Source organism: Streptomyces sp. HB132 (assembly GCF_016909575.1).
Lineage (GTDB): Bacteria > Actinomycetota > Actinomycetes > Streptomycetales > Streptomycetaceae > Streptomyces.
Genome location: NZ_JAFBGA010000001.1, coordinates 223,195 through 247,400, shown reverse-complemented (window position 1 = coordinate 247,400; position 24,206 = coordinate 223,195). Strand labels below are relative to the sequence as shown.

Annotated in this window: 25 protein-coding genes; 12 read left to right on the top strand and 13 right to left on the bottom strand. The window is 71.7% G+C overall.

All coding sequences use genetic code 11. The features are described from left to right. The first annotated feature begins 81 nt into the window (after positions 1-81). Positions 82-1,200 carry a phosphoserine transaminase gene (gene serC / locus JOC24_RS01270; RefSeq protein WP_205018210.1) on the top strand — a complete coding sequence of 373 codons (1,119 nt, stop codon included), beginning with the start codon at positions 82-84 and terminating at the stop codon, positions 1,198-1,200. Between the two features lie 315 nt (positions 1,201-1,515). On the opposite strand, the gene JOC24_RS01265 is transcribed toward serC, so the two are convergent. Continuing rightward, on the bottom strand, positions 1,516-3,252 hold the full coding sequence (locus JOC24_RS01265) for a GAF domain-containing SpoIIE family protein phosphatase (RefSeq protein ID WP_205018209.1): 1,737 nt from the start codon (positions 3,250-3,252) through the stop codon (positions 1,516-1,518). A gap of 90 nt (positions 3,253-3,342) precedes the next feature. Continuing rightward, positions 3,343-3,897: a GNAT family N-acetyltransferase gene (locus tag JOC24_RS01260; protein ID WP_205018208.1), complete on the bottom strand. Its 555-nt coding sequence runs from the start codon at positions 3,895-3,897 to the stop codon at positions 3,343-3,345. Between the two features lie 208 nt (positions 3,898-4,105). On the opposite strand from JOC24_RS01260, the gene JOC24_RS01255 reads away from it, so the two are divergent. Continuing rightward, positions 4,106-4,507 (top strand): PPOX class F420-dependent oxidoreductase, encoded by a 402-nt coding sequence (locus JOC24_RS01255; protein ID WP_205018207.1) that lies wholly within the window; start codon positions 4,106-4,108, stop codon positions 4,505-4,507. Between the two features lie 141 nt (positions 4,508-4,648). Then, entirely contained in the window at positions 4,649-5,950 is a 1,302-nt protein-coding gene (locus JOC24_RS01250; RefSeq protein ID WP_205018206.1) for a peptidase, read from the top strand. Between the two features lie 150 nt (positions 5,951-6,100). Here the strand turns inward: JOC24_RS01250 and JOC24_RS01245 are convergent, their stop codons facing one another. Then, the gene (locus JOC24_RS01245; protein WP_205018205.1) at positions 6,101-7,093 is read right to left on the bottom strand and encodes a WD40 repeat domain-containing protein; all 993 of its coding nucleotides are present in this window, start codon (positions 7,091-7,093) and stop codon (positions 6,101-6,103) included. Between JOC24_RS01245 and JOC24_RS01240 the strand changes: the two genes are divergently transcribed. Continuing rightward, on the top strand, positions 7,092-7,850 hold the full coding sequence (locus JOC24_RS01240; RefSeq protein WP_239579336.1) for a GDSL-type esterase/lipase family protein: 759 nt from the start codon (positions 7,092-7,094) through the stop codon (positions 7,848-7,850). The genes JOC24_RS01245 and JOC24_RS01240 overlap by 2 nt on opposite strands. Before the next feature lie 19 nt (positions 7,851-7,869). Here the strand turns inward: JOC24_RS01240 and JOC24_RS01235 are convergent, their stop codons facing one another. Further along, positions 7,870-9,084, bottom strand: coding sequence for an SUKH-4 family immunity protein (locus tag JOC24_RS01235; protein WP_205018204.1), 1,215 nt, complete (start codon positions 9,082-9,084; stop codon positions 7,870-7,872). Between the two features lie 169 nt (positions 9,085-9,253). Between JOC24_RS01235 and JOC24_RS01230 the strand changes: the two genes are divergently transcribed. Continuing rightward, positions 9,254-10,225, top strand: coding sequence for an endonuclease/exonuclease/phosphatase family protein (locus tag JOC24_RS01230; RefSeq protein WP_205018203.1), 972 nt, complete (start codon positions 9,254-9,256; stop codon positions 10,223-10,225). 34 nt (positions 10,226-10,259) lie between these two features. Here the strand turns inward: JOC24_RS01230 and JOC24_RS01225 are convergent, their stop codons facing one another. The 4 genes from JOC24_RS01225 to JOC24_RS01210 all read right to left on the bottom strand — a co-directional run bounded on the left by JOC24_RS01225 (position 10,260) and on the right by JOC24_RS01210 (position 13,921). Beyond that, positions 10,260-10,901: a TetR/AcrR family transcriptional regulator gene (locus JOC24_RS01225; RefSeq protein ID WP_205018202.1), complete on the bottom strand. Its 642-nt coding sequence runs from the start codon at positions 10,899-10,901 to the stop codon at positions 10,260-10,262. A 202-nt stretch (positions 10,902-11,103) separates the two neighbouring features. Next, complete coding sequence (locus JOC24_RS01220; protein WP_205018201.1) at positions 11,104-11,769, bottom strand: hypothetical protein; 666 nt, start codon at positions 11,767-11,769, stop codon at positions 11,104-11,106. Positions 11,770-11,944: 175 nt separating this feature from the next. Further along, the gene (locus JOC24_RS01215) at positions 11,945-12,823 is read right to left on the bottom strand and encodes a DUF4429 domain-containing protein (RefSeq protein WP_205018200.1); all 879 of its coding nucleotides are present in this window, start codon (positions 12,821-12,823) and stop codon (positions 11,945-11,947) included. A gap of 69 nt (positions 12,824-12,892) precedes the next feature. Next, on the bottom strand, positions 12,893-13,921 hold the full coding sequence (locus JOC24_RS01210; protein ID WP_205018199.1) for an aldo/keto reductase: 1,029 nt from the start codon (positions 13,919-13,921) through the stop codon (positions 12,893-12,895). Between the two features lie 109 nt (positions 13,922-14,030). Between JOC24_RS01210 and JOC24_RS01205 the strand changes: the two genes are divergently transcribed. Further along, the gene (locus JOC24_RS01205) at positions 14,031-14,642 is read left to right on the top strand and encodes a TetR/AcrR family transcriptional regulator (protein WP_307792613.1); all 612 of its coding nucleotides are present in this window, start codon (positions 14,031-14,033) and stop codon (positions 14,640-14,642) included. A 14-nt stretch (positions 14,643-14,656) separates the two neighbouring features. On the opposite strand, the gene JOC24_RS01200 is transcribed toward JOC24_RS01205, so the two are convergent. Beyond that, a complete protein-coding gene (locus JOC24_RS01200) occupies positions 14,657-15,634 on the bottom strand; it encodes a hypothetical protein (RefSeq protein WP_205018197.1) in 978 nt (325 codons plus the stop codon). 159 nt (positions 15,635-15,793) lie between these two features. Continuing rightward, positions 15,794-16,219 carry a hypothetical protein gene (locus JOC24_RS01195; protein WP_205018196.1) on the bottom strand — a complete coding sequence of 142 codons (426 nt, stop codon included), beginning with the start codon at positions 16,217-16,219 and terminating at the stop codon, positions 15,794-15,796. 118 nt (positions 16,220-16,337) lie between these two features. Between JOC24_RS01195 and JOC24_RS01190 the strand changes: the two genes are divergently transcribed. The 4 genes from JOC24_RS01190 to JOC24_RS01175 are packed head-to-tail and all read left to right on the top strand — an operon-like array spanning position 16,338 to position 18,564. Then, positions 16,338-17,108, top strand: coding sequence for a helix-turn-helix domain-containing protein (locus JOC24_RS01190; protein ID WP_205018195.1), 771 nt, complete (start codon positions 16,338-16,340; stop codon positions 17,106-17,108). Continuing rightward, positions 17,108-17,293 (top strand): DUF397 domain-containing protein, encoded by a 186-nt coding sequence (locus tag JOC24_RS01185; RefSeq protein WP_205018194.1) that lies wholly within the window; start codon positions 17,108-17,110, stop codon positions 17,291-17,293. The genes JOC24_RS01190 and JOC24_RS01185 overlap by 1 nt, the downstream gene beginning before the upstream one ends. Positions 17,294-17,350: 57 nt before the next feature. Further along, positions 17,351-18,094 (top strand): class I SAM-dependent DNA methyltransferase, encoded by a 744-nt coding sequence (locus tag JOC24_RS01180; RefSeq protein WP_205018193.1) that lies wholly within the window; start codon positions 17,351-17,353, stop codon positions 18,092-18,094. Beyond that, positions 18,091-18,564 carry a HEAT repeat domain-containing protein gene (locus tag JOC24_RS01175; protein WP_307792612.1) on the top strand — a complete coding sequence of 158 codons (474 nt, stop codon included), beginning with the start codon at positions 18,091-18,093 and terminating at the stop codon, positions 18,562-18,564. Before JOC24_RS01180 ends, JOC24_RS01175 begins: the two co-directional genes overlap by 4 nt. 19 nt (positions 18,565-18,583) lie before the next feature. Here the strand turns inward: JOC24_RS01175 and JOC24_RS01170 are convergent, their stop codons facing one another. Further along, positions 18,584-19,924, bottom strand: coding sequence for an FtsX-like permease family protein (locus JOC24_RS01170; RefSeq protein ID WP_205018192.1), 1,341 nt, complete (start codon positions 19,922-19,924; stop codon positions 18,584-18,586). Positions 19,925-19,927: 3 nt separating this feature from the next. After that, on the bottom strand, positions 19,928-20,737 hold the full coding sequence (locus tag JOC24_RS01165) for an ABC transporter ATP-binding protein (RefSeq protein ID WP_205018735.1): 810 nt from the start codon (positions 20,735-20,737) through the stop codon (positions 19,928-19,930). Between the two features lie 250 nt (positions 20,738-20,987). Here JOC24_RS01165 and JOC24_RS01160 point away from each other — a divergent pair, with 250 nt between their 5' ends. Then, positions 20,988-22,775, top strand: a complete 1,788-nt coding sequence (locus JOC24_RS01160) for a sensor histidine kinase (RefSeq protein WP_205018191.1) — start codon at positions 20,988-20,990, stop codon at positions 22,773-22,775. A 94-nt stretch (positions 22,776-22,869) separates the two neighbouring features. After that, positions 22,870-23,523 (top strand): response regulator transcription factor, encoded by a 654-nt coding sequence (locus JOC24_RS01155; RefSeq protein ID WP_205018190.1) that lies wholly within the window; start codon positions 22,870-22,872, stop codon positions 23,521-23,523. A 33-nt stretch (positions 23,524-23,556) separates the two neighbouring features. Here the strand turns inward: JOC24_RS01155 and JOC24_RS01150 are convergent, their stop codons facing one another. Then, positions 23,557-24,045, bottom strand: coding sequence for a hypothetical protein (locus JOC24_RS01150; RefSeq protein ID WP_205018189.1), 489 nt, complete (start codon positions 24,043-24,045; stop codon positions 23,557-23,559). Positions 24,046-24,206: the final 161 nt, after the last annotated feature.

The following is a 24,206-nucleotide window of genomic DNA, read 5'->3' as shown; positions in this document are numbered from 1 at the left end:
GGTCGCCCGCGATCCGGAGCGGGTGTCTCATCCGACGGACACGGTCCTCGACCGCTTCCTGGAGGGACTACGCTCCGGACCGTGGCTGACATCCAGATTCCCGCTGACCTCAAGCCCGCCGACGGACGTTTCGGCGCCGGGCCCTCCAAGGTGCGGACGGAGGCGGTCGACGCGCTGGCCGCGACCGGCACCTCTCTCCTCGGTACGTCCCACCGCCAGGCTCCGGTGAAGAACCTGGTCGGCGAGGTACGTGACGGCGTACGCAGCCTCTTCTCCCTCCCCGAGGGATACGAGGTCGTCCTAAGCAACGGTGGCTCCACCGCCTTCTGGGACGTCGCGACGCACGGTCTGATCGAGAACAAGTCCCAGCACCTGAACTTCGGCGAGTTCTCGTCCAAGTTCGCGAAGGCCGCCAAGCTCGCTCCGTGGCTGGCCGACCCGACCGTCATCGCCTCGGACCCGGGCACCCACCCGGACCCGGAGGCCGAGGCGGGTGTCGACGTCTACGCCTTCACCCACAACGAGACCTCCACCGGTGTCGCGGCTCCGGTCAAGCGGGTCGCGGGCGCCGACGAGGGCTCCCTCGTCCTGGTGGACGCCACCTCCGGTGCGGGCGGCCTGCCGGTCGACATCACCGAGACGGACGTCTACTACTTCGCCCCGCAGAAGTCCTTCGCCTCCGACGGCGGCCTGTGGATCGGTGTGTTCTCCCCGGCGGCCCTGGAGCGCGCCGCGCGCGTCCACGCCTCGGGCCGGCACGTCCCGGAGTTCTTCTCGCTGCCCACGGCGATCGACAACTCCCTGAAGAACCAGACGTACAACACCCCGGCGCTGGCCACCCTCTTCCTGCTGAACGAGCAGCTGAAGTGGATGAACACGCAGGGCGGCCTGGACTTCACGACCGGCCGCACCGCCGCCTCCTCGCAGCACCTGTACGGCTGGGCCGAGGAGTCCAAGTACGCCACCCCGTTCGTCACCGACCCGGCGAAGCGCTCGCAGGTCATCGGCACGATCGACTTCGAGGACGGCATCGACGCGGCGGCCGTCGCCAAGGTGCTCCGCGCCAACGGCATCGTCGACACGGAGCCGTACCGCAAGCTGGGCCGCAACCAGCTGCGCGTGGCGATGTTCCCGGCGATCGACCCGGCGGACGTCCAGGCGCTCACCGCCTGCATCGACTACGTGATCGACAAGCTCTGACGGCCACCCGTCCGGAACGGCCCCGCACACCCCGGTGTGCGGGGCCGTTCCCGCTTCACCCGACCGGGTGGCGCATGCATCGGGCGCCCCCGTGGGCCCGCCGTCCCAGGACGACGCTCACGACACCAGACGTCCCCGCGATGTCCGCACCAGCGGACGAGCAGCCCCGTGACGGCAGGCCACGGTCCACGCCTCCGGTCGGTGGGCCGCGCCTCCCGCGTCGACCGGTGGCGACCTGACCCTCGCCGTCGCCGAACCGGTCGAGGCGGGCCGCCCCCGCGCGCAGGCCCTCGGCGCGGTTGACGGGCTTCCGCCTCACCTCTCGCCCTGCGTGACACGGACGGCGAGTACCGCCACGTCGTCGCGTTGCGGGACGTCCCTCAGTCCGTGGGACAGCGCGTCCAGGAGCAGCGAGAGGGACTTGTCGCCGTGTGTGGCCAGGATGGACGCCTTCTCCCGGATGCTCTCGTCGATGTCGTTGTCACGCCGCTCGACCAGCCCGTCGGTGTACAGCAGCAGCACGCTGTCCCGGGGAAGATCGTGGGTGTGGTCGTGGCGCGCGAGGCCGCTCGACGCACCGAGGAGGAGGAGGTCGTGCTCACCCAGGGCCGAGACACGGCCGTCGGGTGTGCGCAGCAGCGGCGGTGGGTGTCCGGCGTTGGACCAGGTCAGACGCCACCTGCCGCCGTCCGGGTCGAGGCGGGCGTGCACCGCGGTGGCGCCGGGCCCCAGGGGCAGTACGTCGAAGGCCCTGTCGACCGCGTCCAGCGCGGCGGCGGGTGAGTGGGTGGCGTGGTCGAGGCTGGCCTGGCGCAGCATGCTGCGCACCTGGCCCATCACGGCGGCGGCCTGGATGTCGTGTCCGATGATGTCACCGACGGACAGCATCAGGGCGGGCTGGGTGGAGGGCGGGAGCGGGGGCAGCTGGTAGGCGTCGTACCAGTCGCCGCCCACCATGTCCTGGTCGGTGGCCGGCAGGTACAGGGCGGCCATCTCGAGGCCCGGAACGGTCGGCAGATCGGTCAGCATGGCGGCCTGGAGCTGCTCGGCGGAGCTGAGCCGGTTCGCCACGAACCTGGTGCGCTCCACCGCCTGGCCCACGAACCCGGCCACCGCGGTGAGGACCGCCTCCTCCGTCAGCGCCAGGACGTGCGGGCGGGACCAGCACCACGCCAGCACGCCGCGGCCGCCGAGCAGCGGGACGCACAGCGCGGACCTGAGTCCCAGCGAGTCGTATCCCGCGACCGCCTCGGTGCTGTAGTCGGCCACGAGTGCCTCGTGGTCGGGGACGAACACGGTGCGCTGTTCGCGCATGGCCCGGGCGCTGGGGAAACCGGCCTCCAGGTCCAGGCGCTCGATGGCGGCCTCCGCCGGCCGCACGTTGTCGGGGTCCACCACCCGCCACAGCCCCTGGCCGTCCGCGAGGAGCAGGCCCACGAAGGACGGCTCGGCCGGTCCCTGGAACAGGCTGCGAAGACGACGGATGAGATCCGCCAGGTCGCGGGAGTGCCCGAGTTCGACGGAGGCGCGCAGCAGCAGGCCGGCGTGGTCGCGGTCCTGCCGCATCAGCTGGGTGGCGATCCTCAGTCTCAGCTCCACCGAGCAGGCGGCGGCGAGGTCCTCGAGGTCCTGCATCTCGTCCGCGGTCCAGTCCCGGGGCACGTGGTCGATGGCACAGAGCGAGCCCAGGACCAGTCCGTCGGCGTCGGTCAGCGGCATTCCGGCGTACGCGATGACCCTGAGGTCGGGAATGGCGAGGCTGGCGCAGGTGCGCGGGTGTGTCCGCGTGTCACTGAGGATCAGCGGTTCGCCGTCGACGACGACGTGCTGGCAGAAGGAGTGGCTCAGGGGGGTCTCGCGGCGCGCGGCCCAGGGCTCGGCGAGTCCGACCATCCCGGGGAAGACCTGACGGTCGGCCTCCAGCAGTGAGACCATCGAGACCGGGACGTGGAGGAGCCGGGCGACCAGCCTGGCGAAGCGGTCCATACCGGGATCGGCCACCGCTGACAGCCCTGCGAGCCGCAGGGCCTCCAACCTCCTCAGTTCGCCCACCCCGGGGCCTCCGTCGGTCGCCTGGCCCGATGCGCGGAGTCCGCACATCGTGCACTACGAAGGTATAAGACAATTCCCCCGATGTCATGATCAGGGGCGATTTCGGAAGTCCGCCGCCCGCCCCGGCACGGCCTCCCGGGACACGTCCACCAGCCACCGCACCTCACCGTCCTCCCACTCATCCGTGGGTCGCAGCCCCGCGGCGGAGGCCACGGCGGAGGAGGCCGCGTGGTCCGGGTGGATGTGGGCGACGACGGTACGGACGGCGCTCCGCTCCCGCAGGTGCCGGACCAGGCCCGTCGCCGCCTCCTTCGCGTAGCCCCTGCCCTGCCACGCCGTCCCGACCACCCAGGCCACCTCCGCCCGGGACCCCCGCACCGTGGCCTGCACGTAACCGGCCAGACGTCCGTCGGCACGCACCCGGAGCACCCAGTTCCACCAGAGTTCGGCGGGATCGGGCGAGCCGGCGCTCTGGCGCTCGTAGCGGGCGCGCAGGGCTCCGGCGCTCTCCGGGGCGCCTCCCGTGAACGCGTGCAGGGCCGGGTCGAAGAGGACCACGGCCATCTCCTGCGCGTGTGCGACGTCGAGCGGCAGCGCGTCGAGGCGGGGGGTGGAGAAGGGTTCGGGAGCACCGTCGACCTGCATGGGGCGGAGCCTACGCCGGGGATCAGCGGGGGCAGCCGCTGGAATCCGCGCACCGCGAGCGGCAGAAGAACCGTCGTGATCCCCGGGGACAGGACCACGGCCGCCGGAGCAGAGACGCGCACCCCCGTTCCGGTCGACGCCGGCGTCCGCCCGCTCGGCAGGTCCACCCGAAAAGCCCCGATTGCCAGCATTTAATACCATGGAATGTATGGAGACGATCCGTGAACTAGAGCCTTTTGTGAAGCAGTACACCGTCCTGCTCAGCAGCCGCAGGCCGGACGGATCAGCTGCCCATACGCCTGTCAGCATCGCCGTCGAGGGCGACCACGCCTTCATCCGTACGTTCTCCTCGGCCTGGAAGGTCGACCGCATGCGCAACCACCCGGTGGTGGAGATCGCCCCGTGCACCGTGCGGGGCGCGCCGACCGGCCCGCCCGTGAAGGCCTGGGCGCGGCTCCTTCAGCAGGACTCGAAGGAGAACACCCACGCCGCCCGGACGCTCTCCCGGAAGTACCCGGCGCTCCAGGGAGTGGCCGTCCCGCTCGCCCACCGGCTGAAGCGTGACCGCACGCTCCACTACGAACTGCGGCCGTTCACCGACGACGTCTGAGTGGACCGGGTGGGGCGGTGCGGACCCGGCCGAATTGCGTGAGTCGCACAACCATTTGGCGGCGGGCGGCGTCTGTACTTGGTGTAACTGTCGCGCCGGAGACGGCACTTCCCCCACCGCCCGCCATGACGAGGAAGCTATATGACTCACCCCCTTCCCGGCCGTCGACTCTCACGCACCGCGGTCGGTGTACTAGCCGCCGCCGCACTGACCGGGCTCGCGTCCATGCCGTCCGTCGCTTTCGCAGCGGAGCCGGACCTCGGAATCGGGACGCAGAAGCCGATCACGGGTGTGCAGCCCGGAGGCGGTGTCGACGTGCCGTTCTCGGTGCTGAACAAGGGCACCGAGGCGATAGGGAAGGTGTGGGTGACGTATTCCGTCACCTCGGGTCTCGCGGCGGCCGACTCCTACGGGAACTGCTCGTACACGACGTACCCCTCGCACGACGAGGAACCCGAGCGTGATGTCGCGGTGTGCGCCGTCGACCAGCGGATCGAGCCCGGCGTCGTCTACGAGCCGGAGCAGCCGATCGGGCTCGAGGCGCAGGACGACGCGCTGTACGACAACGTACTCATGACCGTCGGGGCCACGGAGCCGTCGGGCTTCGACGGGACCGTGCCCGATCCCGTGCCGGGCACGGGCGCCCCGCTGAAGCTGGTGGAGAAGGCGCCGGCGACCGAGGACGACCTGGCGCGCCACGCCGAGGGCTACACCTACACCGACGTCACCGCCGACAACACGGCCGACTTCTCGCTGACCGGCGCCCAGCTCGAGGGCAAGGTGGGCGACAAGGTCACCGCTTCGGTGAAGTTCGCCAACGAAGGCCCGGCCTGGGTCTACCGCGAACCCGGTCACGGTGCCGTGGCCGTGGACGTACGCATTCCGCCGGGGACCTCGGTCGTGAAGGCGCACGGCTTCTGCAGCCCGGTCACCAAGACCCACTACAGCTGCGGGACCTCGCAGTCGTGGGTGAACCCGGCGGGAGGTGAGACCTACCCCTTCGTCCTCAAGATCGACAAGGTGGTCGAGGGCGCCACCGGGAAGATCTCCTTCGAGGGGAAGGACCGGCCGTTCGACACGAACGCGGACAACGACACCGCCGAGATCGTGGTCAACGCCGGTACCGGCACGACGGGCGGCTCCTCGACGGGCGGCTCCTCGACCGAGGGCTCGTCCACGGGCGGAACGACCACCTCCGGCGGCTCCTCGACCGGCGGTCAGGACACGTCCTCCGGCGGCTCGGCCTCCACCTCCGGTGGCTCCACGTCCGGTGGCTCCACGTCCGGTGGCTCCGACGCGCAGACGGTGGGCGGCGGCCTGGCGGCGACCGGCTCCGACTCCACGCTCCCGATGGTGGGGGCGTCGGCGGCGGCACTGCTCGCGGGCGGCGGGATCTTCTACGCCGTCCGGAGGCGGGCGGCTGCCGCCCCGGTCGGCGAGTAACGGTCCGAACACCCCCGGGGACGGTCCACGTGACGGGTGGGGCGCCCCCGGGGGTTCGGGGCCCCCACCCGGACGACACGACCGAAGGCCTGCGGGGCCGCCCGCCCGCACGGCGGCGCTCAGCGGCCCGCGGCCAGGCGCCACCCCTGGTCAACCGCGGCGGCGCCTGGCCGCGATCAGGGCCAGCACGATGACGACGACGGCGACGGCACCCCCCGTCGCGGTGCCCTTCGTGCCTACACCGTCCTCCCCGTCGTCCCCGGATGACGTGCCCCCTCCCCCTCCGTTCGGAGAGGGGTCCTTGCCGCCGTCCCCGCCGCCCGGCACCTCCACGCGCACCACCTCGCCGCGCTTCCCCTCGGAGCCGAACATCATCGCCGAGCCGTCAGCCGTGTACGTCACCGACTCGGACTGCCCCTGGAACGGCACGCTCACGGCGTGGTCGGCACCGAGCCGGCCGTTCTCGAAGGCGTAACCACGGGCGCTGAAGTAGGAGCGCAGCACCAGGTTCCCGCCGTCCGGCGAGAACGCCCCGTCCGTCACCCACGGCACCTCGCCCACCCGCCGGAAGACGTTGTTCCCGCCGGCCGTCAGCTTCTCCGGTCCTTCGTAGAGCCCGCCGCCGTCCTCGTTCTTCGAGGCGATGTAGACCCGCCCCGTCTCGGGGTGGACCATCATCGCCTCGGCGTTGCGCGCCCCGTCCGCGTACGTCACGTCGAACTGCGTCGCCCGCACGGTGGCGTCCGCCAGCTTCTCCGGCTCGGGGAAGCGGTAGATCCAGACGTGGTCCCAGGTGCCGTCGAGGTTGTCGCCGATGTCACCGACGTACAGATTCCCGTCGGGCCCGAGCGAGATCGCCTCCACGTCACGGGGTTCACCGACCCCCTTCATCGTGATCGTCGCCACGGTCTTCCCGGTCCTGGAGTCCACGGCGTAGACGTACGGCCCGTCATCGCTGTCGTTGTGCGTCCAGTAGACCCCCGGGTGCTTCCGGCTGGCGGCGAGACCGCTGGACTCGGTGATCCGGGAGTCCTCGATCGTGAAGGTGCGGTCCGCTCCGCCCCCGTCGTCCGCGACGGCGGGGGCCGTCCCCGTCAGGAGCAGGAGGACGGCGGCGGCGGAGACGGTCAGCAGCGATCTCATGGCACAAGTGTCCACCGTCACGTCGCAGGCCGGAGGCGTGATCCGCCATGATGTCGCCATGCGTTTTCTCTTCGTCGGCGACAGCATGACCGTGGGCAAGGCCGGCGACTTCACCTGGCGCTACCGCATGTGGCAGCACCTCGAAGCGACCCTCGGCGACGGCGGGTACGCGATCACGGGCCCACGCACCGAGTTGTACGACACCGAGGCGAACGCCCCGCTCTCCCACGCGTACGGCGACGCGGCCTTCCCCGCACCCGCGCGCCGGCATCTGGCCGGCTGGGGTGAGGGCTGGCTCCACATGGCCCCCGTCATCGCGGACACCGTCACGGCGACCCACGCCGACGTCCTGCTGGTCTCGCTCGGCCTGATAGACCTCGGCTTCTACACGGACAGCACGCAGACGGCCGCGAACGCACGGGCGTTCATCGCCGCGGCCCGCACCGCGAACCCCCGGATCAGGCTGGTGCTGCTCCCCGTCATACCGAACGTCCGGGCGGAGTCCGACGCCCCCTTCGCCGCCGAATGCGACCGCTTCAACACGCTGCTCGCGAAGGCGGTGGCCGATTTGGACTCCCCCGCGTCCCCGGTCCTGCTGGCCTCCCGCCCCACGGGCTACGACATCCACACGGACACCTACGACGGCACCCACCCCGGTCCCACCGGCGAACACCGGCTGGCCGGGGCCTTCGCCGACGCGATGCACCAGGCCTGGGGCGTGGGCGGCCCGTACGCCGGAGCGCTGGCGGCCGCCTGACCCGTCGTGGGCCCCGCCGTCACAGCACGCCGCCCGCCTCGTCGTGGAAGACCTCCGGCCAGTAGCGGTAGTCGTCGGGGCCGGTCGCGGGCAGGCAGGCGACGGGGTCGGCAGCGGCAAGCACGGCGATCATGGTGTCGGCGACCTGGTGGTAGAACTCCCCCGTGCTGCCCGCCAGCTCGTACTCCTCCTCCAACTTCTGCTGTCGGCTGTGCATCCAGACCGTGAAGGCCAGGGTCGACACGTCGGCGTTGACCGGAGTCGGCGTGTCGTCGTCGATGAGCGCGTAGTGGACCAGGCCCGTACGGCCGTCGACGACGGTGTCGAAATCGTGCACCAGGCCGCCGATGACCAGGAACCGATCCGGGTCCTCGGGCAGTTTCCCGGTGATACCGAGGTGTCGCAGAGCGGGATCCGCCTGCCTCTGAGCACTGACGACCGCCATCGACCTCAGGATGTCCTCGCGGGCGTCCAGCCAGAACATCAGCCCGTCCTTGGGCAGCCCGACCTCCGACAGGAACCGCCGGGTCGGCTCGTGTTCCAGGGCCGCGGGCAGGTCCGCGGGGTCGAGCCGGACGACCTCCTCCGTCCCGAACTCCTCCTCGATGAAGTCCGGCGGCAGATCGAGGAGAAGGCCCCTGCCCGGAGCCGCGATCAGGGCCATGGGCCGGATCAACGCGGCTATGCGCCAGAAGGACGGCACCTCGCCCTCCCACTCCACGTCTCCCCAGCCGTCCACGCCCCAGCTCTCGTCGGTGAAGACGGAGCGCAGGAGCACCGAGGCCTCCTCGACGACGGAGGCACCGAAGCGGCCCCGCAGATGCGCGAACCGGCCGCTCAGCGTGCCGAGTTCCCCGACTGCCGTCAGGAAGCGCCCGAGCGCGTCGAGCGAGGGGGCGAGCGGATGCAGCTCGGCATACTGCGGGGCGGACATGCTCAGGCTGAAGACCCGGCCCGTCTCCCCGTCGACGACGACCGCCTGTGCCTCGTACCCGTCGGTCACCAGATGGCCGACGACCACGGTGTCCGCTGTGCGCGGATCGAGGGCACCCGGATCGTCCCCCTCCTCGACCAGGGCGACCGCCCTCACCATGCGTGCCTCGGACAGCTGGGGAAACCGCATGATCCCCTGCCCGCCCGGCAGCACGCCTGCGGCGAGAGACCGTCGTGTCCCCGTGTGCGTGATGCCCGGATGGATGGACTCCTCCGGCACCGCGATACCAGTCCCCGTCATGACACAACCCCAGAGTGCTCGGTCCGTCGTGGCCCTGCCGACGACGTCCACACTAGGGACGACCACTGACATCCGCCGTGGCCCCGGCGCCGGAACCGGATCGGGCGGCCCCGCGTTCGTCCGAGGTGCGGGGCCTCGCAGGGAGGAGCCCGGACGGGAGCAGGGGCGAATGGCGGAGAAGCGGGACGGGCGGACATCTGGCTGGAGCTGGAGGCGAGGGCGTCGGGTCACCGTCCTCTGCGTCCTGGTGGCCGTCCTGCTCGTCTTCCCCCGTGTGGTCCCCAACTCCCCGGGTCACCTGGGCAGTCTGCTGGAGACCTTCCTCCCCTGGCTCGGTCTGGCCGTCCCCGTCCTGCTGGTGCCGGCGGTCCTGCGCCGCTCGTTCCTGGCGGCGACCGCCCTGCTGCTGCCCGCCGTCGCCTGGTCCGCCCTCTTCGGGGGGCTGTTGTCCGCCGGGAGCCGGGCCCCCGGCGAGGGAGCGTTCACGGTGGTCCAGCACAACGTCAGTGATGTGAACGCCGACCCGGCCGCCACCGCACGGGCGCTGGCCGGGACGGACGCGGGCCTCATCGCCCTGGAGGAGCTGACGGCACCGGCGCTGCCCGCCTTCGAGGAGGCGCTGGCCGCGGACTACCCCCACCACGCGACGAGGGGCACGGTCGGGCTCTGGTCGAAGTACCCCCTCACCTCCGTACGCCTGGTGGACATCAGGCCGGAGGGAGTCGGGGACGGCTGGGACCGGGGCCTGCGTGCGACGGCCCGTACCCCGCGGGGTGAGGTCGCCGTGTACGTCGCGCACCTGCCGTCGGTACGGATCGGACCGACGACCGGGCTCACGTCCGGACGGAGGGACGAGAGTGCCGCCCTCCTCGGCGAGGCGATCGCCGAGGAGCCCCTGGACCGGGTGATCCTCCTCGGGGACCTCAACAGCACGCTGGACGACCGCGGTCTGGAGCCGGTCACTTCGCGGATGAGCGCGCCGGGACCGGGCTTCGCGTTCAGCTGGCCGGCGAAGCTCCCGGTGGCCCGCATCGACCAGATCCTGACCCGCTCGGCGACGGTCACCGAGGTCCGGTCACTGCCCGCCACCGGCAGCGACCACCTGCCCGTGGCGGCGGACATCGTGCTGGAGGCGGAGTGAGCGGCCGGACCGCGAGTACGCGGTCCGGCCCTGCTCAGACCACGAGTTCGACCCCGAGCATCGCGAGTCCCAGCTTGGTCAGCTCCTCCGACACCTCGTCCGGCCTGGCCCGGCGCGGGCGGCGGGCGTGGTGGGCCATGAGTTCGTGGACCGTGCCCACCATCACCATCACCACGACCCGGTGGTCCCGCTCCTCCACCTCGCCACGCACCGCCGCGCGTTCGGCCTCACCGGTGAGGAAGTCGGTCCACAGTTCACGCCACCGCTTGCAGTGCGCGTCCACCGCCGGGCTCACCCCCAGCACCTCGACGAACGTCACCCGCGCCTCGCGCAGGTCCCGGGTCACCGCCGACACGTAGGCGTCGAAGAGTCGCCGGAAGCGCTGCTCCAGCGGACAGTCGTCCATCCCCTCGGAGAGCAGGGCCACTTCGGACGCCCGCAGTCCGCTGGTCGTGATCTGGTTGTGCAGGGCCATCAACAGGCCCTCCCGGGAGCCGAACTCCTCCCGGAGGACTTCCTCCGGCACCCCCGCGTTCTCGCACAGGGCCTGCTCCGACGTCTGCGCGTAGCCGTACACCCCGAAGAGCTCCAGGCCGGCTTCGAGGAGCTTCCCACGGGCCAGCGCACGCACACCGTCGACTGCGCCGGCCGACCGGTCCACCGGGACATCCACCACGGGTCCTCCTTGGTATGCCCCATGTCCGGTGCACGTGCCCGTGTTCGAGCGGGTCACGAGGGCCGGAAGGGCTCGGGCGCCTCTGGATGGCGCGTGCGCCATTGTCCTGGTACGTCCAGCTGCACCGACCCCGCGCCGCGCCGTCGGCCGCACAGTGCGCCAGGACCGGTGACACCTCGCACAGTTGTGCCGAACCGCCCGGTCAACGGTCGGTCATCGGCCCCCCTCCACCGGACCGCACCGGACGGAGGACGACTTCACTTCCCAGGGGTTCGAAACCGGCGGCGAGGAACGCCCTGAGGGAACGGGCGTTTCCCGGGGAGACGGCGGCGAACACCGCCTCACCCGTGGGGACCAGGGTGAGGGCGTCCTTCAGGAGTGAGCGGCCCCTCCCCGCGCCGCCGGCGTCGACGTCGTCGAGTTCGATGCTCAGTTCGCGGCGGCCCGCCGTCCCGTCGGCCAGGGTGACCAGGCCGCGTTCGTCTCCGTACACGCGGACGTCGCCGCGCAGGCTCCGGGCGTAGCGCACGCGCGGGTGGTCGTCGGCGTCCAGTCGCTCGCGCAGGCGGTGCGGAGCCGGTGCGCCACGTGCGACGAGCACGGCGTCCAGCGTCTCCATGTGCCCGTCGGGACCGGCGAGGTGGCGCAGGAAGTCGGGGGCGAGTGAGCCTCCGTAGGCATCAGCTCCTGCGGCGCGGACGTCCGAGGCGGCCGAGGCGGTGGCGATGACGGCGTGTGCGGTGAAGGCGACCGAGCACTCGAGCCCCCGCGGCAGCGGAGGGAGGACGGTCACCTGACCGTCCGGGGGCGGGAAGCGCCCGTCGGCGGCATCGAGGAAGAGGGTGAGAAGCGGGTGGGGCTCGTTCATGGGACGTGATGATGCACTGCTGAGGACTCGTTCCGGGGGCGCGACGATGCACTGCCTGGGGCTCCTTCATAGGGTGCGACGATGCGCTGCCCGGGCCGTGGCAGACGCTCGGACCCGCCGAAGGACAGTCCGGCCACGCAGGGTTCACCGACTCGCAAGGGATCGGTGCCCGTCCTCAGAGGCGCTTCAGTACGGCTCCTTTCGCCGTGGCGAACTCCTCGTCGGTGAGGATGCCGGCCTCGTACAGATCGCCGAGTTCGCGGAGCCGCCGCAACAGGACGTCGTGGTCGTCGCCGGGCGGGGCGGAAGCCCGCCCGAGCGCCGGGGCGTCCTCGGGCGGGGCGGCTTCGGGCGGGGCGGCGGGCACCGGCATGCGTACGAGTACGGCGGCGGCGACCAGGACCGCGGTGTACTCCCGCTTCGAGAGCCCCCACAGGTCGAGGGAGTACGGGTCGAACTTGGGGGGCGCGGCCGAGGCCGTGCCTCCCCGGTCGAAGCGCAGGGAGCCGTTCTCCAGACCGATCGCGGGCATCCAGCGCACCCCGGTGACCTCGGCCAGCGGAAGGGTGACCGCGCCGCTCCCGGTCTTCGACTCCTCGGCCTTCCAGTTCCAGGTGAGGCGGACCGTCTCCCCGTCGAAGGACGCCGTACCGTCCCCGCCGCCACCCGACACCGGCACGGAAGGCCCCGGCAGCAGGAAGCGGTCCACCGGCCCGTCGGGTACCTGCTCGATCAGCAGGGCGTTGCGTATCTCGTCGACGAGGTACTCCGCCACGCCCGTGCGGTCCTTCTCCACCGTGAGCTGATAGGGGTCCGCGGCGTCCTTCAGCCGGCCGTCCGCGGCCCGCAGGACGGGGCAGGCACCGGTGCGCAGGCGCAGACGCAGTCGGCCGCCCTTGCGGTCCGGCTCGAACGCGACCCCCGCCACCGCCGCCAGCGGCACGGCGAGTTCGCCGAGGTCCTGACGCACCGGGTGCACCTTGCTGCCGGGGACGATGCGCACCGTGTCCCCGTCGAAGCTCCACGTTCCGTCGCGCGAGATGATGTCCGCCATGGGGCGGATTCTGCCAGGCGCACCCGCGGTGCGCGGGCGCCCGAACCGGTCGCGACGTGTCCCCCGAGGTCAGGCGGCCGAACGCTCCTCGGGCAGACGCCGGCGCAGGCGGGCCTGTTCGACGGCCGGGGGGTTGTAGGCCATGTCGAGCGTCCCGATGTCGGTGCCGGGAGGCACGACGGCGTCGATCCGGTCGAGGGTCTCGTCGCCCAGTTCGGTCTCCGCGCCCGCGATGAGGTCGTCGAGGTGTCCCATGGTGCGCGGCCCGATGATCGCGGAGGTGACGCCCGGGTGGGCGATCGCGAAGGCCGTCGCCATGTGCGTCAGCGACATCCCGGCGTCCCGGGCGACGGGGATCAGCTGCTCGACCGCGTCGAGCCGGCGCCCGTCGCTCAGGTGCTTGAAGCCGTACGCGGCCCGGTGGGTGTCGGCCGTCCGGTCCTTGCGGTAGCGGCCGGTGAGCAGGCCGCCCGCGAGGGGGCTCCAGACCAGGGCGCCCATGCCGTAGCGCTCGCACACGGGCAGCACCTCGCGCTCGATCCCCCGGTTGAGGATCGAGTACGGCGGCTGCTCGGTGCGGAACCGCTCCAGCCCCCGCCGCTCGGAGACCCACTGCGCCTCGACGATGTCCGAGGCGGGGAAGGTGGAACTGCCGATGCTCCGCACCTTGCCCGCGCGCACGAGGTCGGTGAGCGCGGAGAGCGTCTCCTCGACGTCGGTGTCCGGCGCGGGCCGGTGGACCTGGAACAGGTCGACGTGGTCGGTCCCCAGGCGGCGCAGCGAGTCCTCCAGGGCGCGGACCAGCCAGCGCCGCGAACTGCCCCGCCGGTTGGGGTCGTCCCCCATCGGGAGATGAGCCTTGGCGGCCAGCACGACGTCGTCCCGTCGGCCCTTGAGCGCCTTCCCGACGATCTCCTCGGACTCCCCTCCCGAGTAGACGTCGGCGGTGTCGACGAAGTTGATGCCCGCGTCGAGCGCCTTGTGGATGATCCTGACGGACTCGTCGTGGTCGGGGTTCCCCATGGCGCCGAACATCATCGCGCCCAGGCAGTACGGGCTGACCTTGATGCCGGTCCGGCCCAGCGTGCGGTACTTCATGAAGCTCCTCGCCCCTCATCGGCGCCCGGGTACGGACGTTAGACTGAAAACGGAACAACGTTCAGCAATGACAATACGGAACAGTGTTCCGTTTAGCAAGAGGAGTGCCGTGCGCGAGGACACGACGCCGCGAGCCGCTGCGGGCCCCGCCGCGGAGCAGCCCCCGAAGCGAGTACGTGCCGACGTACGGCGCAATACCGACGCCCTGCTCACAGCGGCGGCGGAGGTGTTCCTCACCTCGGGAGTCGACGCGCCCGTACGCCAGATCACCGCGAAGGCGGGTGTGGGAGCGGGCACCCTCTACCGCCACTTCCCGCAGCGCTCCGACCTCATCGCCGCCGTCTTCCGGCACGAGGTCGACGCCTGCGCCGACGCCGCACCCGCCCTCGCGGCGGAGTACGGACCGGCCGAGGCGCTCACCAGGTGGCTGCAGCGCCTGGCGCTCTTCTTCGCCACGAAGCGCGGACTCAGCGCAGCCCTGCACTCGGGGGACTCGACCTACGACAGCCTGCCCGCCTACTTCGAGCAGCGCTTCATGCCCGCGCTCACCACGCTCATCGACGCGGCGGTGGAGGTCGGCGAGATCCGCTCCGGCACCGGCCCCGAGGACCTGCTGATCGCCACGCGCAATCTGACCGTACCCGCGGGCGAGGACGACAACGGCCACACGCGGCGGATGATCGCCCTGCTCGTCGACGGGCTGCGCTACCAGGCTCGGTGAGCCGCCGCCCCTTCCTAGGCGTCGGGCACTTCGAGCCGCGCGAAACGCTCCCGCCACGGCAGAGGATCGGGCTCGGCCTCGACCTGGACCCTCCGCCTCTCCCAGTGCTCCCACGCGGCCCGCCGACGGCACGGCCCGCACTCGGTCTCGTCGGCGAGCGGCCGGAAGACGTGCACCTCCTCATCAGGGCCGACCGCCGCGCAGGTCATCAGCTCCGGAACGGGGGGTGGTGCCGTGGCAGGTTGCGGGAAAGCCGCGACGGGAAGCTCCGGCGGCATCTTGTGCAGCAGTCTGAACCGCAGGAATCCCACCGCCGACCGCACCCCGTCGCCGGGCAGTTCACTGGTCAGAACGCGCCGCAGCTCGCCCGCCGTCACCCCGCGCAGCAGCCAGCGCGCGGCGAGCTCCGCCAGCCCCCGCGCCTCCTTCACCCCGAGGTACAGCTCCCGCCGCACATGACGCAGCGACAGCAGGACGCGCTCCCCCTCCGCCACTTCCGGGCTCCGTCCCGCGTCGGGCTCCGGATCGACTCCGGGCGCGGCTTCGGAGGGTGGGCGGGAACAGTTCTTCTCCCGTTCTTCGTCCACCGGTAGTTGATGACCGACCACCCGACCGGCTGGTTCACCGACCGTCGGTTCCGGGACACCCGGAGCCCCCTCGACCCGGCCCCGGCGCAGCGCGGCGGCCTCCTCGGGCGTGAGGGGCACGTTGGACAGCATCTGCTCCGTCGCCCAGCGCCCCCGCTCACCCTGGTCGCGCCACTCGTGGACATAACCGTGCGCGACCAGCAGCTCCTTGGACTTCTGGTACGCGCGCCCCGTGATGCCGAGCTTCCGTGCGTGTTCGCTGAGCGGCTGGGCGGCCTGTTCGTCGGGGAGCCCCTGCACGGCGAGGAGCAGGATCTTCGCGTCGCTGGTCAGCCGCGCATGGCGTACGACGTCGTGCGAAGCCTTCGTGAAGCGCCGGGAGGGCGCGATAGCATGCCTAAGCATCTCGGTGGACTCCTGATCCACTCGTGGGTGAAGGCCTCCGGTCGAGTGTTGGTAGCACTCCCGGGGGCCGCCCGCACACTGCATGTGCACGGAACGTGATGACGCGATTACGGTACCGCACGCCGCGACTGCCGTTTCGCATATGCCCCGAAGCGTCGCTCACCCACCAACTCGGCCCGTCAGCACGGCCACCGCCACCTCGTGCAGCAGCTTCGCACCCACGAACGGCGCCTCCCCGGTGGGCCGCGAGCGCCAGTCCAGGGGCCACGTCCTGCCCTCCAGCGCCGGAATCCCGACGAACGCGTCGCACGGCAGGTCCCGCCCTATCAGCCGCGCCCCGGCCGGCCACCGGTACGCGGCCGCGCTCCGCGGCGGCAGCAGGAAGTACGTGCTCCTGTCGCCGACCCCCGACCGCACGATCGGGCCGGCCCGGAAGTCGGTGAACTGCATCAGCTCGTAGGCCACTTCGTCGCCCGCGAATCCGAGGACGCGCACGGCGTCGAAGTGGACGCCGACGTGCCGGAGCGCATGGCCGCTCGCGGGAACCCAACTGGGGACCGGGTCCGGTGAACTTCTCTGATCCATGAGCCAATCGTGACGACGAACACCTAACGTGACCAGCGTCACAGGCCGACTGTGCACTGTTGTGTACTTAGGAGGTGGAGTTGTGCACTCCGGTGAACCTGGAAGTGGTAACGCGGAGATGTTCGGCGCGCTGCTGCGCTTCCACCGTGCGCGATCGGGGCTGTCACAGGAGGCGTTGGGCGCGAGAATCGGCTTCTCCAAGTCCCAGGTGGCGATGGTGGAACGGGGCGCGAGGCCTCCGAAAGGGGATTTCGTCCCGCGCTCGGACGAGTCCCTGGGTGCACAAGGTGCACTGCTCGCGGCGGCGGCGAAGCTGCGTACGGAGGCGTTGCCGCATTGGTTCGCCGGTTTCGCGGACGAGGAGGCGCGGGCCATGGCCCGCCACGCCTACGAGACCCACGTGATGCCGGGGCTCCTCCAGACCGAGGCCTACGCACGAGCCGTACTGACGGGCCAGTACCCGACCTTCGAGGACGCCGAGGTGGAGGCCAAGGTCGCGGCCCGGCTGGCACGACAGGCCCTGCTGTCACGGAGACCCGTCCCGGACATCAGCTTCGTCCTCGAAATGGTCCCGCTCATCCGCCCCATCGGAGGTCAGCGGGTACGAAAGGAACAGTTGCGCCATCTCGTCGACGTGGCCCGAATGCGACACGTGAAAATCCAACTGATGCCACAGGAAAGGGAAAGCCATCCGGCTCTCGATGGCCCCTTCGTGCTGCTCGAAACCGCGGAGCACCGCCCGCTCGCGTACATCGAGGGCCAGGGCGGCGGCGCCTTCGTGACACAACAGCCGGGCCTGAGCGACCTTTTCGGAAAATATGGCCTGCTGCGAGCCCAGGCATACTCTCCGGAGGATTCTCTGGAGATGATCGAAAGGATGGCTCAGTGATGACGGCCACCGGCCTCTACTGGTTCAAGAGCAGTCACAGCGGCAACCAGGGCGGCGACTGCGTCGAGGTCGCCTTCTGCCCCCACACCGTCCACGTCCGCGACTCCAAGGACCTCACCGTCCCGCCCCTCGCCCTCTCCCCCGCCGCCTGGACCGCCTTCCTCGGCCACGACCGGCGCCCCTGACCCGCTCCCGGGAAAACGGGGGGCGGCGCGGACCCCGTCGGCAGTACGGTCCTGCCCATGACTGATGAGGACGGCCACTTCGGGGAACAGGTCGCCGCGACGTACGACGACCCGGACAGCGAGATGTTCCAGCCGGTGGCCGTGGACCCCGCCGTCGGCCTGCTGGCCGAACTCGCGGGTGGCGGAAGGGCGCTGGAGCTCGGCATCGGGACGGGGCGCATCGCGCTCCCGCTGGCGGCGCGCGGCGTCCCGGTCCACGGGATCGACCTGTCCCGGGCGATGGTGGACCGGCTGCGCGCCAAGCCGGGCGGGGGCGACGACGAGATCGGTGTGAGCATCGGCGACTTCACCACGACGCAGGTCGACGGCGAGTTCTCCCTCGCCTACCTGGTCTTCAACACGATCATGAACCTCACGACCCAGGACGCGCAGGTCGACTGCTTCCGCAACGTCGCGGAGCACCTCTCCCCCGGCGGCTGCTTCGTCATCGAGGTGATGGTGCCGGAGCTGCGGAAGCTCCCGGCCGGCCAGAACGCCGTGCCGTTCCGGACGACTCCGACGCGATGGGCGTACGACTCGTACGATGTCGCCACTCAGTCGGTGAACTCGAACTACATCGAGGTGGAGGAGGGCCGCGGAGCGTTCCGGTCGATCCCCTTCCGGTACGTGTGGCCGGCCGAACTCGACCTGATGGCACGGCTCGCGGGGTTACGGCCGCGCGATCGGTGGGAGGACTGGGACCGGAGGCCTTTCACCGGCGAGAGCGGACGCCACGTCTCGGTCTGGGAGAAGCCCCGGTGAGTACTGCCGACGGACCCGTCGGCCTGACGACCGTCTTCCCCGATGTGATCGAAGCGCTGACCGACCACGATCCGCGGCGCCGGGACCTCGCCGCCGAGACCCTCGACGACGTCCTGCGAGGCTCGGCGCTCGACACGGACACCGCCCGGCTGCTCGTCGGACACCTGGTCCGCCTGGCGGTCGAGGACCCCGTGACCGGGGTCCGGGAGTCAGCTCTGAACGCGATCGGCGGGGCCCTCCGGCACCACCGGCTGCCCTTCGGCCTCGTCGGCCCGCTGGGCCCCGCGATGCGGACGATGACGCCCGAGCTCCTCCTGCACAGCCTCTTCGTCCTCGGTGCCACGCACGACGAGCGGGCCCGGCCGCTCCTCGAGCCGTTCCTCCGGCACCCCGACCCGGAGGTGCGCGCGGAGACCCGCCTGGCAATGGACGAGATCACCGCCGCGAGTCCGCCCCCGCCCTCGGCATGAGCTTCACCCGGTCGCCGCGTCACGCGGCCACCGCGACCGCGTCGACGGCAGGCGTGCGGAGCGTCCTGCGCGCGGTGCCCAGGCTCGTCCCGAGCGTGACCACGGCGGCGACGGCGATGACGGCCAGCCAGGTGCCGGGCCCCTGGCCGGGCAGGACCCGGTCGGTGCGGACCATCGTGAAGGGGATGATCCCCGCGATCCCCGCGACGGTGCCCAGGACCAGCCCGGTCAGGGTGAGGATCACCGCCTCCCAGCCGACCACGCCCAGGACCTGGCCTGGGGTCGCCCCGGCGAGACGCTGTCGGCCGAACTCGCCCCTGCGGTAGGAGGTGGCCGCGTACAGGCTGTTGACGAGCATGATGCAGGAGAAGACGACGACGATGCCGACGACGACCAGGTTGAGGGTCTCGACGTTCTTGTCCTCGACGGTCTTCGCCAGGCCCGATCCGGTGACCCAGTCGCTCTCGACGGCCTGGATGTAGAGGGTGGCGGTGGCCACGCCGGTGAAAATGGTCATCGGCATGAGCACCCCGGCCAGTTGCACCCCCCGCCGCCGCAGGTTACGGACGCTCAGATAGCCACCGGCCCCGCCCACCGCCGCGAGCGGCCCGCCCAGGAGTGCCAGCACCCGGCCCAGCAGGGACGGGGCGAGGACCGCGAGGCCGACGGAGAGCAGGATGGCCCCGTAGGCGGGGAACGCCATCAGGCTCTCCTCCGTGCTGTCGACGGCGTACGTGCTCAGGGCTGCCCCGGCCCCGGCCACCAGCGCGGCGCAGCCCGCGACCGTCCGGGCCCGGCCGCGGCCCGGGCGGTGGGCTCCGGCGGCGGTCCTCGTGGCGCGGCGCACGGCGAGGAACGCGGCACCGACGGACGTCAGGACCGCGACTCCGAAGCCCGACCCGAGCGCCATGGCGCCGAAGACCGGCTCGACGTGCGCGGCGACCTGGCCGCTGTCCTTGAACAGGTCGAGCAGGAGCCGGCCGCCGAGCACGGCGGGCCCGACGGCGAGCACCGCGCCGGCCAGTGCCACCACGGCGGACTCCCCGACGACCATGCGCGAGATCTGGGCGGGAGTGGCTCCGGTGCAGCGCAGCAGATGGATCTCCTCGGCACGCTGCCGGACGCTGACGGTGAGGGTGGAGGCGATGGCGAAGAAGACGAGGAGGGACCCGTATCCGCCGACGACACTCGCGGAGACGGTCATGGAATCCGAGCTGACCCGGTCGACTCCGGGAGCCGCTGCCGTGTCGTGCAGGGAACCGAACGTCATGATGATCACGGCACCGAGAAACCCGGAGAGCAGGGTGGCGAGGAAGCGCCCCGGGCGTTCACGGACCGAGCGCACGGCGAGGAACAGCATCGCTCACACCTCCATCAACGGGTTGGCGTTTACGCGCCGTTCGGCTGCGCGGTCCCCGAGGCGGGTCATGCGTTCGGCGACCGCCTCGGCGGTGGGTGCGAAGAGATGTCCCGCCAGCCGCCCGTCCGCGAGGAAGAGCACCGAGTCGGCGTAGGAGGCGGCCACCGGGTCGTGGGTGACGAGCACGACGGTGGTGCCGTGCAGACGGACGGTCTCCTTCAGCAGGCCCAGCACATCGCGCGCGCTGCGGGTGTCGAGGGCGCCGGTCGGCTCGTCGGCGAAGATCACGGCCGGCCGGGTGACCAGGGCGCGGGCGATGGCGACCCGTTGGCGCTGCCCGCCGGAGAGTTCGTCGGGGAGATGACCGAGACGCTCGCCGAGCCCCACCTGCGTGAGGATCGCGCGGACACGCTCCCGGTCCTTCTTCCGGCCGGCCAGCCGCAGCGGCAGCGAGGTGTTCTCCTCGACGGTCAGGGTGGGCAGCAGGTTGTACTGCTGGAAGACGAAGCCGATCCGGTCCCGCCGGAACCTCGTGAGGGCCGCCTCGCTGCCGCCGCTCATCTCCTCCCCGGCCACCAGGACCTGGCCCCGGTCGGGGCGGTCCAGGCCGGCCGCGCACTGGAGCAGCGTGGACTTCCCGGAACCCGAGGGGCCCATGACAGCGGTGAAGCTCCCGGCCGGCAAGCTCAGGGTCACCCCGTCGAGGGCGGTCACCGCACTGTCCCCGGTCCCGTACACCTTGCTCACCGAAACCAGCCGGAGAGCCTCGGCGGTCCGCGTCGTGGGCCGCCGTTCGCGATCGGACATGGTCATCACCTTCTGCTGGTCGGACGTGCTCTGCACCATGCCGACGACGCTACGGACGGGGGCGTGCGAGCACATTGGGCGTACGCCCCGGAGTGGCGGGTGGCACTGGGTACACCCCCGCCGGGGGGCGACACCCGGCGGGGTGCGCCGGCCGACCCACCGGGCAACGACTTTCGTCGTCCTCGGCCGCGACCAATGGCCACAGCGAGGCCCGGCCCGGGGGCCCTACCGTGGCCGCGTGACTCGTGTGGAAACCATGACCTCTCCAGCGCCCGCCCCCCGGAATACGGTGGTGAGGCCGCTCCGGGCGTTCCGGGCCGTGCCCGGGCGGGCTCTGTTCGAGGCCGGCATGTGGCCGGTCCGGCGCGTCGTCGGCGAACCGCTGCTGAGCCTCGTCCTGGCCCTCCTGGCAGCCGCCGCGGGTGTCGTGGAGGACTACGGTCCGGCAGGGGCCGTCGGCATCGGGCTCGGTGCCGCTCTGCTGTCGCCACTGCGCCGGGCGCTGCCCGCGACGGTGCTGCTGGCGACCGCCGTCGGCTGTGCCGTGCTCAGCGGCTTCACACCGCTCCTCGTCGTCGCGTCCTGGTCGGCCGGGCGCCGGATCGACGGGCTCGGGAGGGCGGCCGGCGTCTTCACCCTCGCCTACGGCCTCGTCCTGAGCCTGTCGCTCCTGTGGGACATGCCGCAGTTCTCGCTGTCGCTCGCCGCCTTCGCCGGACTGCTGCTGCTGATTCCGGTCCTGCTGCCGGGACTCGCGGGCCGCTACTGGTCGCAGCGCCGGACACTGACCGACACCCTCGGCGAGTACAACGCCCAACTCCTGCGCGAGCGCGTGATGATCGCCGGGCACGCCCGCATCCGGGAACGCCAGCGCATCGCCCAGGACATGCACGACAGTCTGGGGCACCAACTCGCGCTGATCGCGGTCCACACGGGGGCGCTGGAGGTGGACCGCACACTGACGGCGGCGCAGCGGGAGGCCGTCGGAGTGCTGCGCGAGGCGTCGGTGGCGGCCATGCACGAACTGCGTGACGTGGTGGGCGTGCTGAGGGACGGCGTCGGGGCCCCCGGCCCGGCCGGCCCCCGGGACCCGTCCTCGTACGGCGAGGACCCCGGCAACCCGGCACGCGGGGTGGCCGGCGTCGACAGCCTGGTGGACGCGTCCCGGAAGGCGGGGGCCGCCGTCGAGCTGCGGCGGTCGGGGGACGTCCGTCAGCTCGCCCCGACCACCGGCCAGGCCGCGTACCGCGTGGTCCAGGAGGGCCTGACCAACGCGCACAAGCACGCCCCCGGCGGGTCGATCGTCGTCGGGCTGCGCTACGAACCGGACTCGCTCGTCGTCGAGGTCGCCAACGGCCCGGCGGCGGAGCCCGTGAGCGGCGTGCCGAGCGGGCGCCAGGGACTCACCGGGCTCGAGGAACGGGCCCGGCTCGTGGGCGGCATGGTGCACGTGGGACCCACGCCGGACGGCGGTTTCCGGCTGGCGGCCGTGCTGCCGTACACCGCGCAGGGCGGCGACCCGGTGAGCCCTCCGCACGACGACGCCATGACGACGTTCGTCGCTGCCACGGACGACTTTCGGGCGCAGAATCCGGCAGGCCCTCCGGGTGAGAGTGATCCGGTCACCGACCGGAACGGTCTACCGAAGGAGTTGGCCAGAGCAATGAGCAGGACCAAGAGGGGCAACGGCATAGCGATCGGCTGCGGGATCGCGGCCGTGGCCGGCGTGGTGGTGGTGGCCGCGGTGGTCGTCGGAGGGATCTTCCTCATGCGTGAGGCGGACAAGGGCATGATCGAGCCGAAGCAGTACGACGCGGTGAAGGTGGGCCAGTCCGAGGCGGAGGTCCGCGCACAACTCCCGAGCGGGGACTCCCTGATGCGCCCCGGGTCACTCGCGAACGCGCCGGCCGAACCCGAGGGCTCGACCTGCCTCGTCCTCCTCTCCACGGAGTTCGGGAGCAGCCTGGACACCGAACCGGTTTTCCGGTTCTGCTTCAAGGACGGCAAACTGATCGAGAAGAAGTCCTTCGAGATCGAGAGCTGAGGGACCCGCCCTTCGGCCTCCGGAACACCGGCCGGATCGGGGATGATGACCGGATGCCCGCAGGTATGACCGCTCAGCACCGCGCAGGAGAGTCGTGATCAGGGTTCTAGTGACGGATGACGAGCCGCTGATCCGGGCGGGCATCAGGATGATCCTCTCCTCGGCCGACGACATGGAGGTCGTCGCAGAGGCGGCCAACGGCCGCAAGGCGGTCGACATCGCCCGGTCGCAGCGCGTGGACGTCGCGCTGCTCGACATCCAGATGCCGGTCATGGACGGCCTGACGGCCCTGGCCGAACTGCGCCGGTCCGTCCCCGAGGTGCGGGTGCTGATCCTGACGACGTTCGGCGAACGGCACAACGTCCTGCGGGCTCTCGGCACGGGAAGCGCGGGCTTCCTGCTGAAGGACTCGGCACCCGCGGAACTCATGCGGGCGGTACGGGCGGCAGCGGCGGGGGACGCGTATCTGTCGCCCGGCGCCACCCGCCACGTCGTGGACTCCCTGGCGTCCGGGGGGACGGCGGACCGTGCCGAACGGGCACGCCGCATGCTGGAGAAGCTCACGGCCCGCGAACGGGAGGTCCTGACCCTGCTGGGTGAGGGCCTGTCCAACGCGGACGCCGGTCAGCGGATCCACATGAGCGAGGCGACGGTCAAGACCTACGTCAGCCGCATCCTCGCCAAGCTGGAGTGCGAGAACCGGGTTCAGGCGGCACTGCTGGCACGGGACGCCGGCCTCGGGACCTGACGGCGGCGGACCGCACCGCATCCGCCCTCAGCGTTACGGGAACGGCTCCCCGCACGCGCTGCAGAACCTCGGCGCCCGGTCCGCCGACAGCCGCCCGCACTCCGGGCACACCAGGTCCAGCATGCAGGGCGCCTCGCCGCCCTCGTACGCGGGAGCGCGCACGGCCGGCTTGACCGCGAGTCCCGGGCGCCGTCGGTGCACCGTCAGATACGTCAGCCCCTCCGGCCCCGCCTCCAGAGCGCGGCGCGAGGTGCGCGGCAGCCAGACGACCGTCGTCGGGCCGAGGCCCAGGGTGCCGTCGGCTCCCGTGCGCAGGCTGCCCGTGCCCGCGAGGACCACGAGGAGCACGTCCAGGACGTCCTCCTGATGCACGCCCACCCCTTCGCCCGGCGGCAGCCGGATCACGTTGGCGTCCAACTCCCGCCCCTGCTCGGCGAGACGCCAGAGCGCGCCGCGCTCACCGGGGTCGGCGGCGGCGAGGACCTCGTCCAGCACCGCCAGCACCTGTGGGGTGGCGTTCACGCCGCGGCCTCCTGTCGCATCGCTGTTCGCTCTGCCTCACGGACCCGGTCAGGATGAGGCTCCCCCAGTTTTCCACGGCGTCCCGGAGGCCGCGCGGACCGCACCCGGCTTCGTCCCCGTGCCGCGAAATCCTCAGGTCAGCACGGCACGGGCCGGACGGC

Excerpts from the sequence above, each read along its gene's own strand:
- JOC24_RS01260 (WP_205018208.1), bottom strand. The coding sequence starts at position 3,897 with ATGCAGGTCGACGGTGCTCCCGAACCCTTCTCCACCCCCCGCCTCGAC.
- JOC24_RS01255 (WP_205018207.1), top strand. The coding sequence starts at position 4,106 with ATGGAGACGATCCGTGAACTAGAGCCTTTTGTGAAGCAGTACACCGTC.
- JOC24_RS01250 (WP_205018206.1), top strand. The coding sequence starts at position 4,649 with ATGACTCACCCCCTTCCCGGCCGTCGACTCTCACGCACCGCGGTCGGT.
- JOC24_RS01240 (WP_239579336.1), top strand. The coding sequence starts at position 7,092 with ATGGCACAAGTGTCCACCGTCACGTCGCAGGCCGGAGGCGTGATCCGC.
- JOC24_RS01245 (WP_205018205.1), bottom strand. The coding sequence starts at position 7,093 with ATGAGATCGCTGCTGACCGTCTCCGCCGCCGCCGTCCTCCTGCTCCTG.
- JOC24_RS01235 (WP_205018204.1), bottom strand. The coding sequence starts at position 9,084 with ATGACGGGGACTGGTATCGCGGTGCCGGAGGAGTCCATCCATCCGGGC.
- JOC24_RS01230 (WP_205018203.1), top strand. The coding sequence starts at position 9,254 with ATGGCGGAGAAGCGGGACGGGCGGACATCTGGCTGGAGCTGGAGGCGA.
- JOC24_RS01220 (WP_205018201.1), bottom strand. The coding sequence starts at position 11,769 with ATGAACGAGCCCCACCCGCTTCTCACCCTCTTCCTCGATGCCGCCGAC.
- JOC24_RS01215 (WP_205018200.1), bottom strand. The coding sequence starts at position 12,823 with ATGGCGGACATCATCTCGCGCGACGGAACGTGGAGCTTCGACGGGGAC.
- JOC24_RS01210 (WP_205018199.1), bottom strand. The coding sequence starts at position 13,921 with ATGAAGTACCGCACGCTGGGCCGGACCGGCATCAAGGTCAGCCCGTAC.
- JOC24_RS01200 (WP_205018197.1), bottom strand. The coding sequence starts at position 15,634 with ATGCTTAGGCATGCTATCGCGCCCTCCCGGCGCTTCACGAAGGCTTCG.
- JOC24_RS01195 (WP_205018196.1), bottom strand. The coding sequence starts at position 16,219 with ATGGATCAGAGAAGTTCACCGGACCCGGTCCCCAGTTGGGTTCCCGCG.
- JOC24_RS01190 (WP_205018195.1), top strand. The coding sequence starts at position 16,338 with ATGTTCGGCGCGCTGCTGCGCTTCCACCGTGCGCGATCGGGGCTGTCA.
- JOC24_RS01185 (WP_205018194.1), top strand. The coding sequence starts at position 17,108 with ATGACGGCCACCGGCCTCTACTGGTTCAAGAGCAGTCACAGCGGCAAC.
- JOC24_RS01180 (WP_205018193.1), top strand. The coding sequence starts at position 17,351 with ATGACTGATGAGGACGGCCACTTCGGGGAACAGGTCGCCGCGACGTAC.
- JOC24_RS01170 (WP_205018192.1), bottom strand. The coding sequence starts at position 19,924 with ATGCTGTTCCTCGCCGTGCGCTCGGTCCGTGAACGCCCGGGGCGCTTC.
- JOC24_RS01165 (WP_205018735.1), bottom strand. The coding sequence starts at position 20,737 with ATGACCATGTCCGATCGCGAACGGCGGCCCACGACGCGGACCGCCGAG.
- JOC24_RS01160 (WP_205018191.1), top strand. The coding sequence starts at position 20,988 with ATGACCTCTCCAGCGCCCGCCCCCCGGAATACGGTGGTGAGGCCGCTC.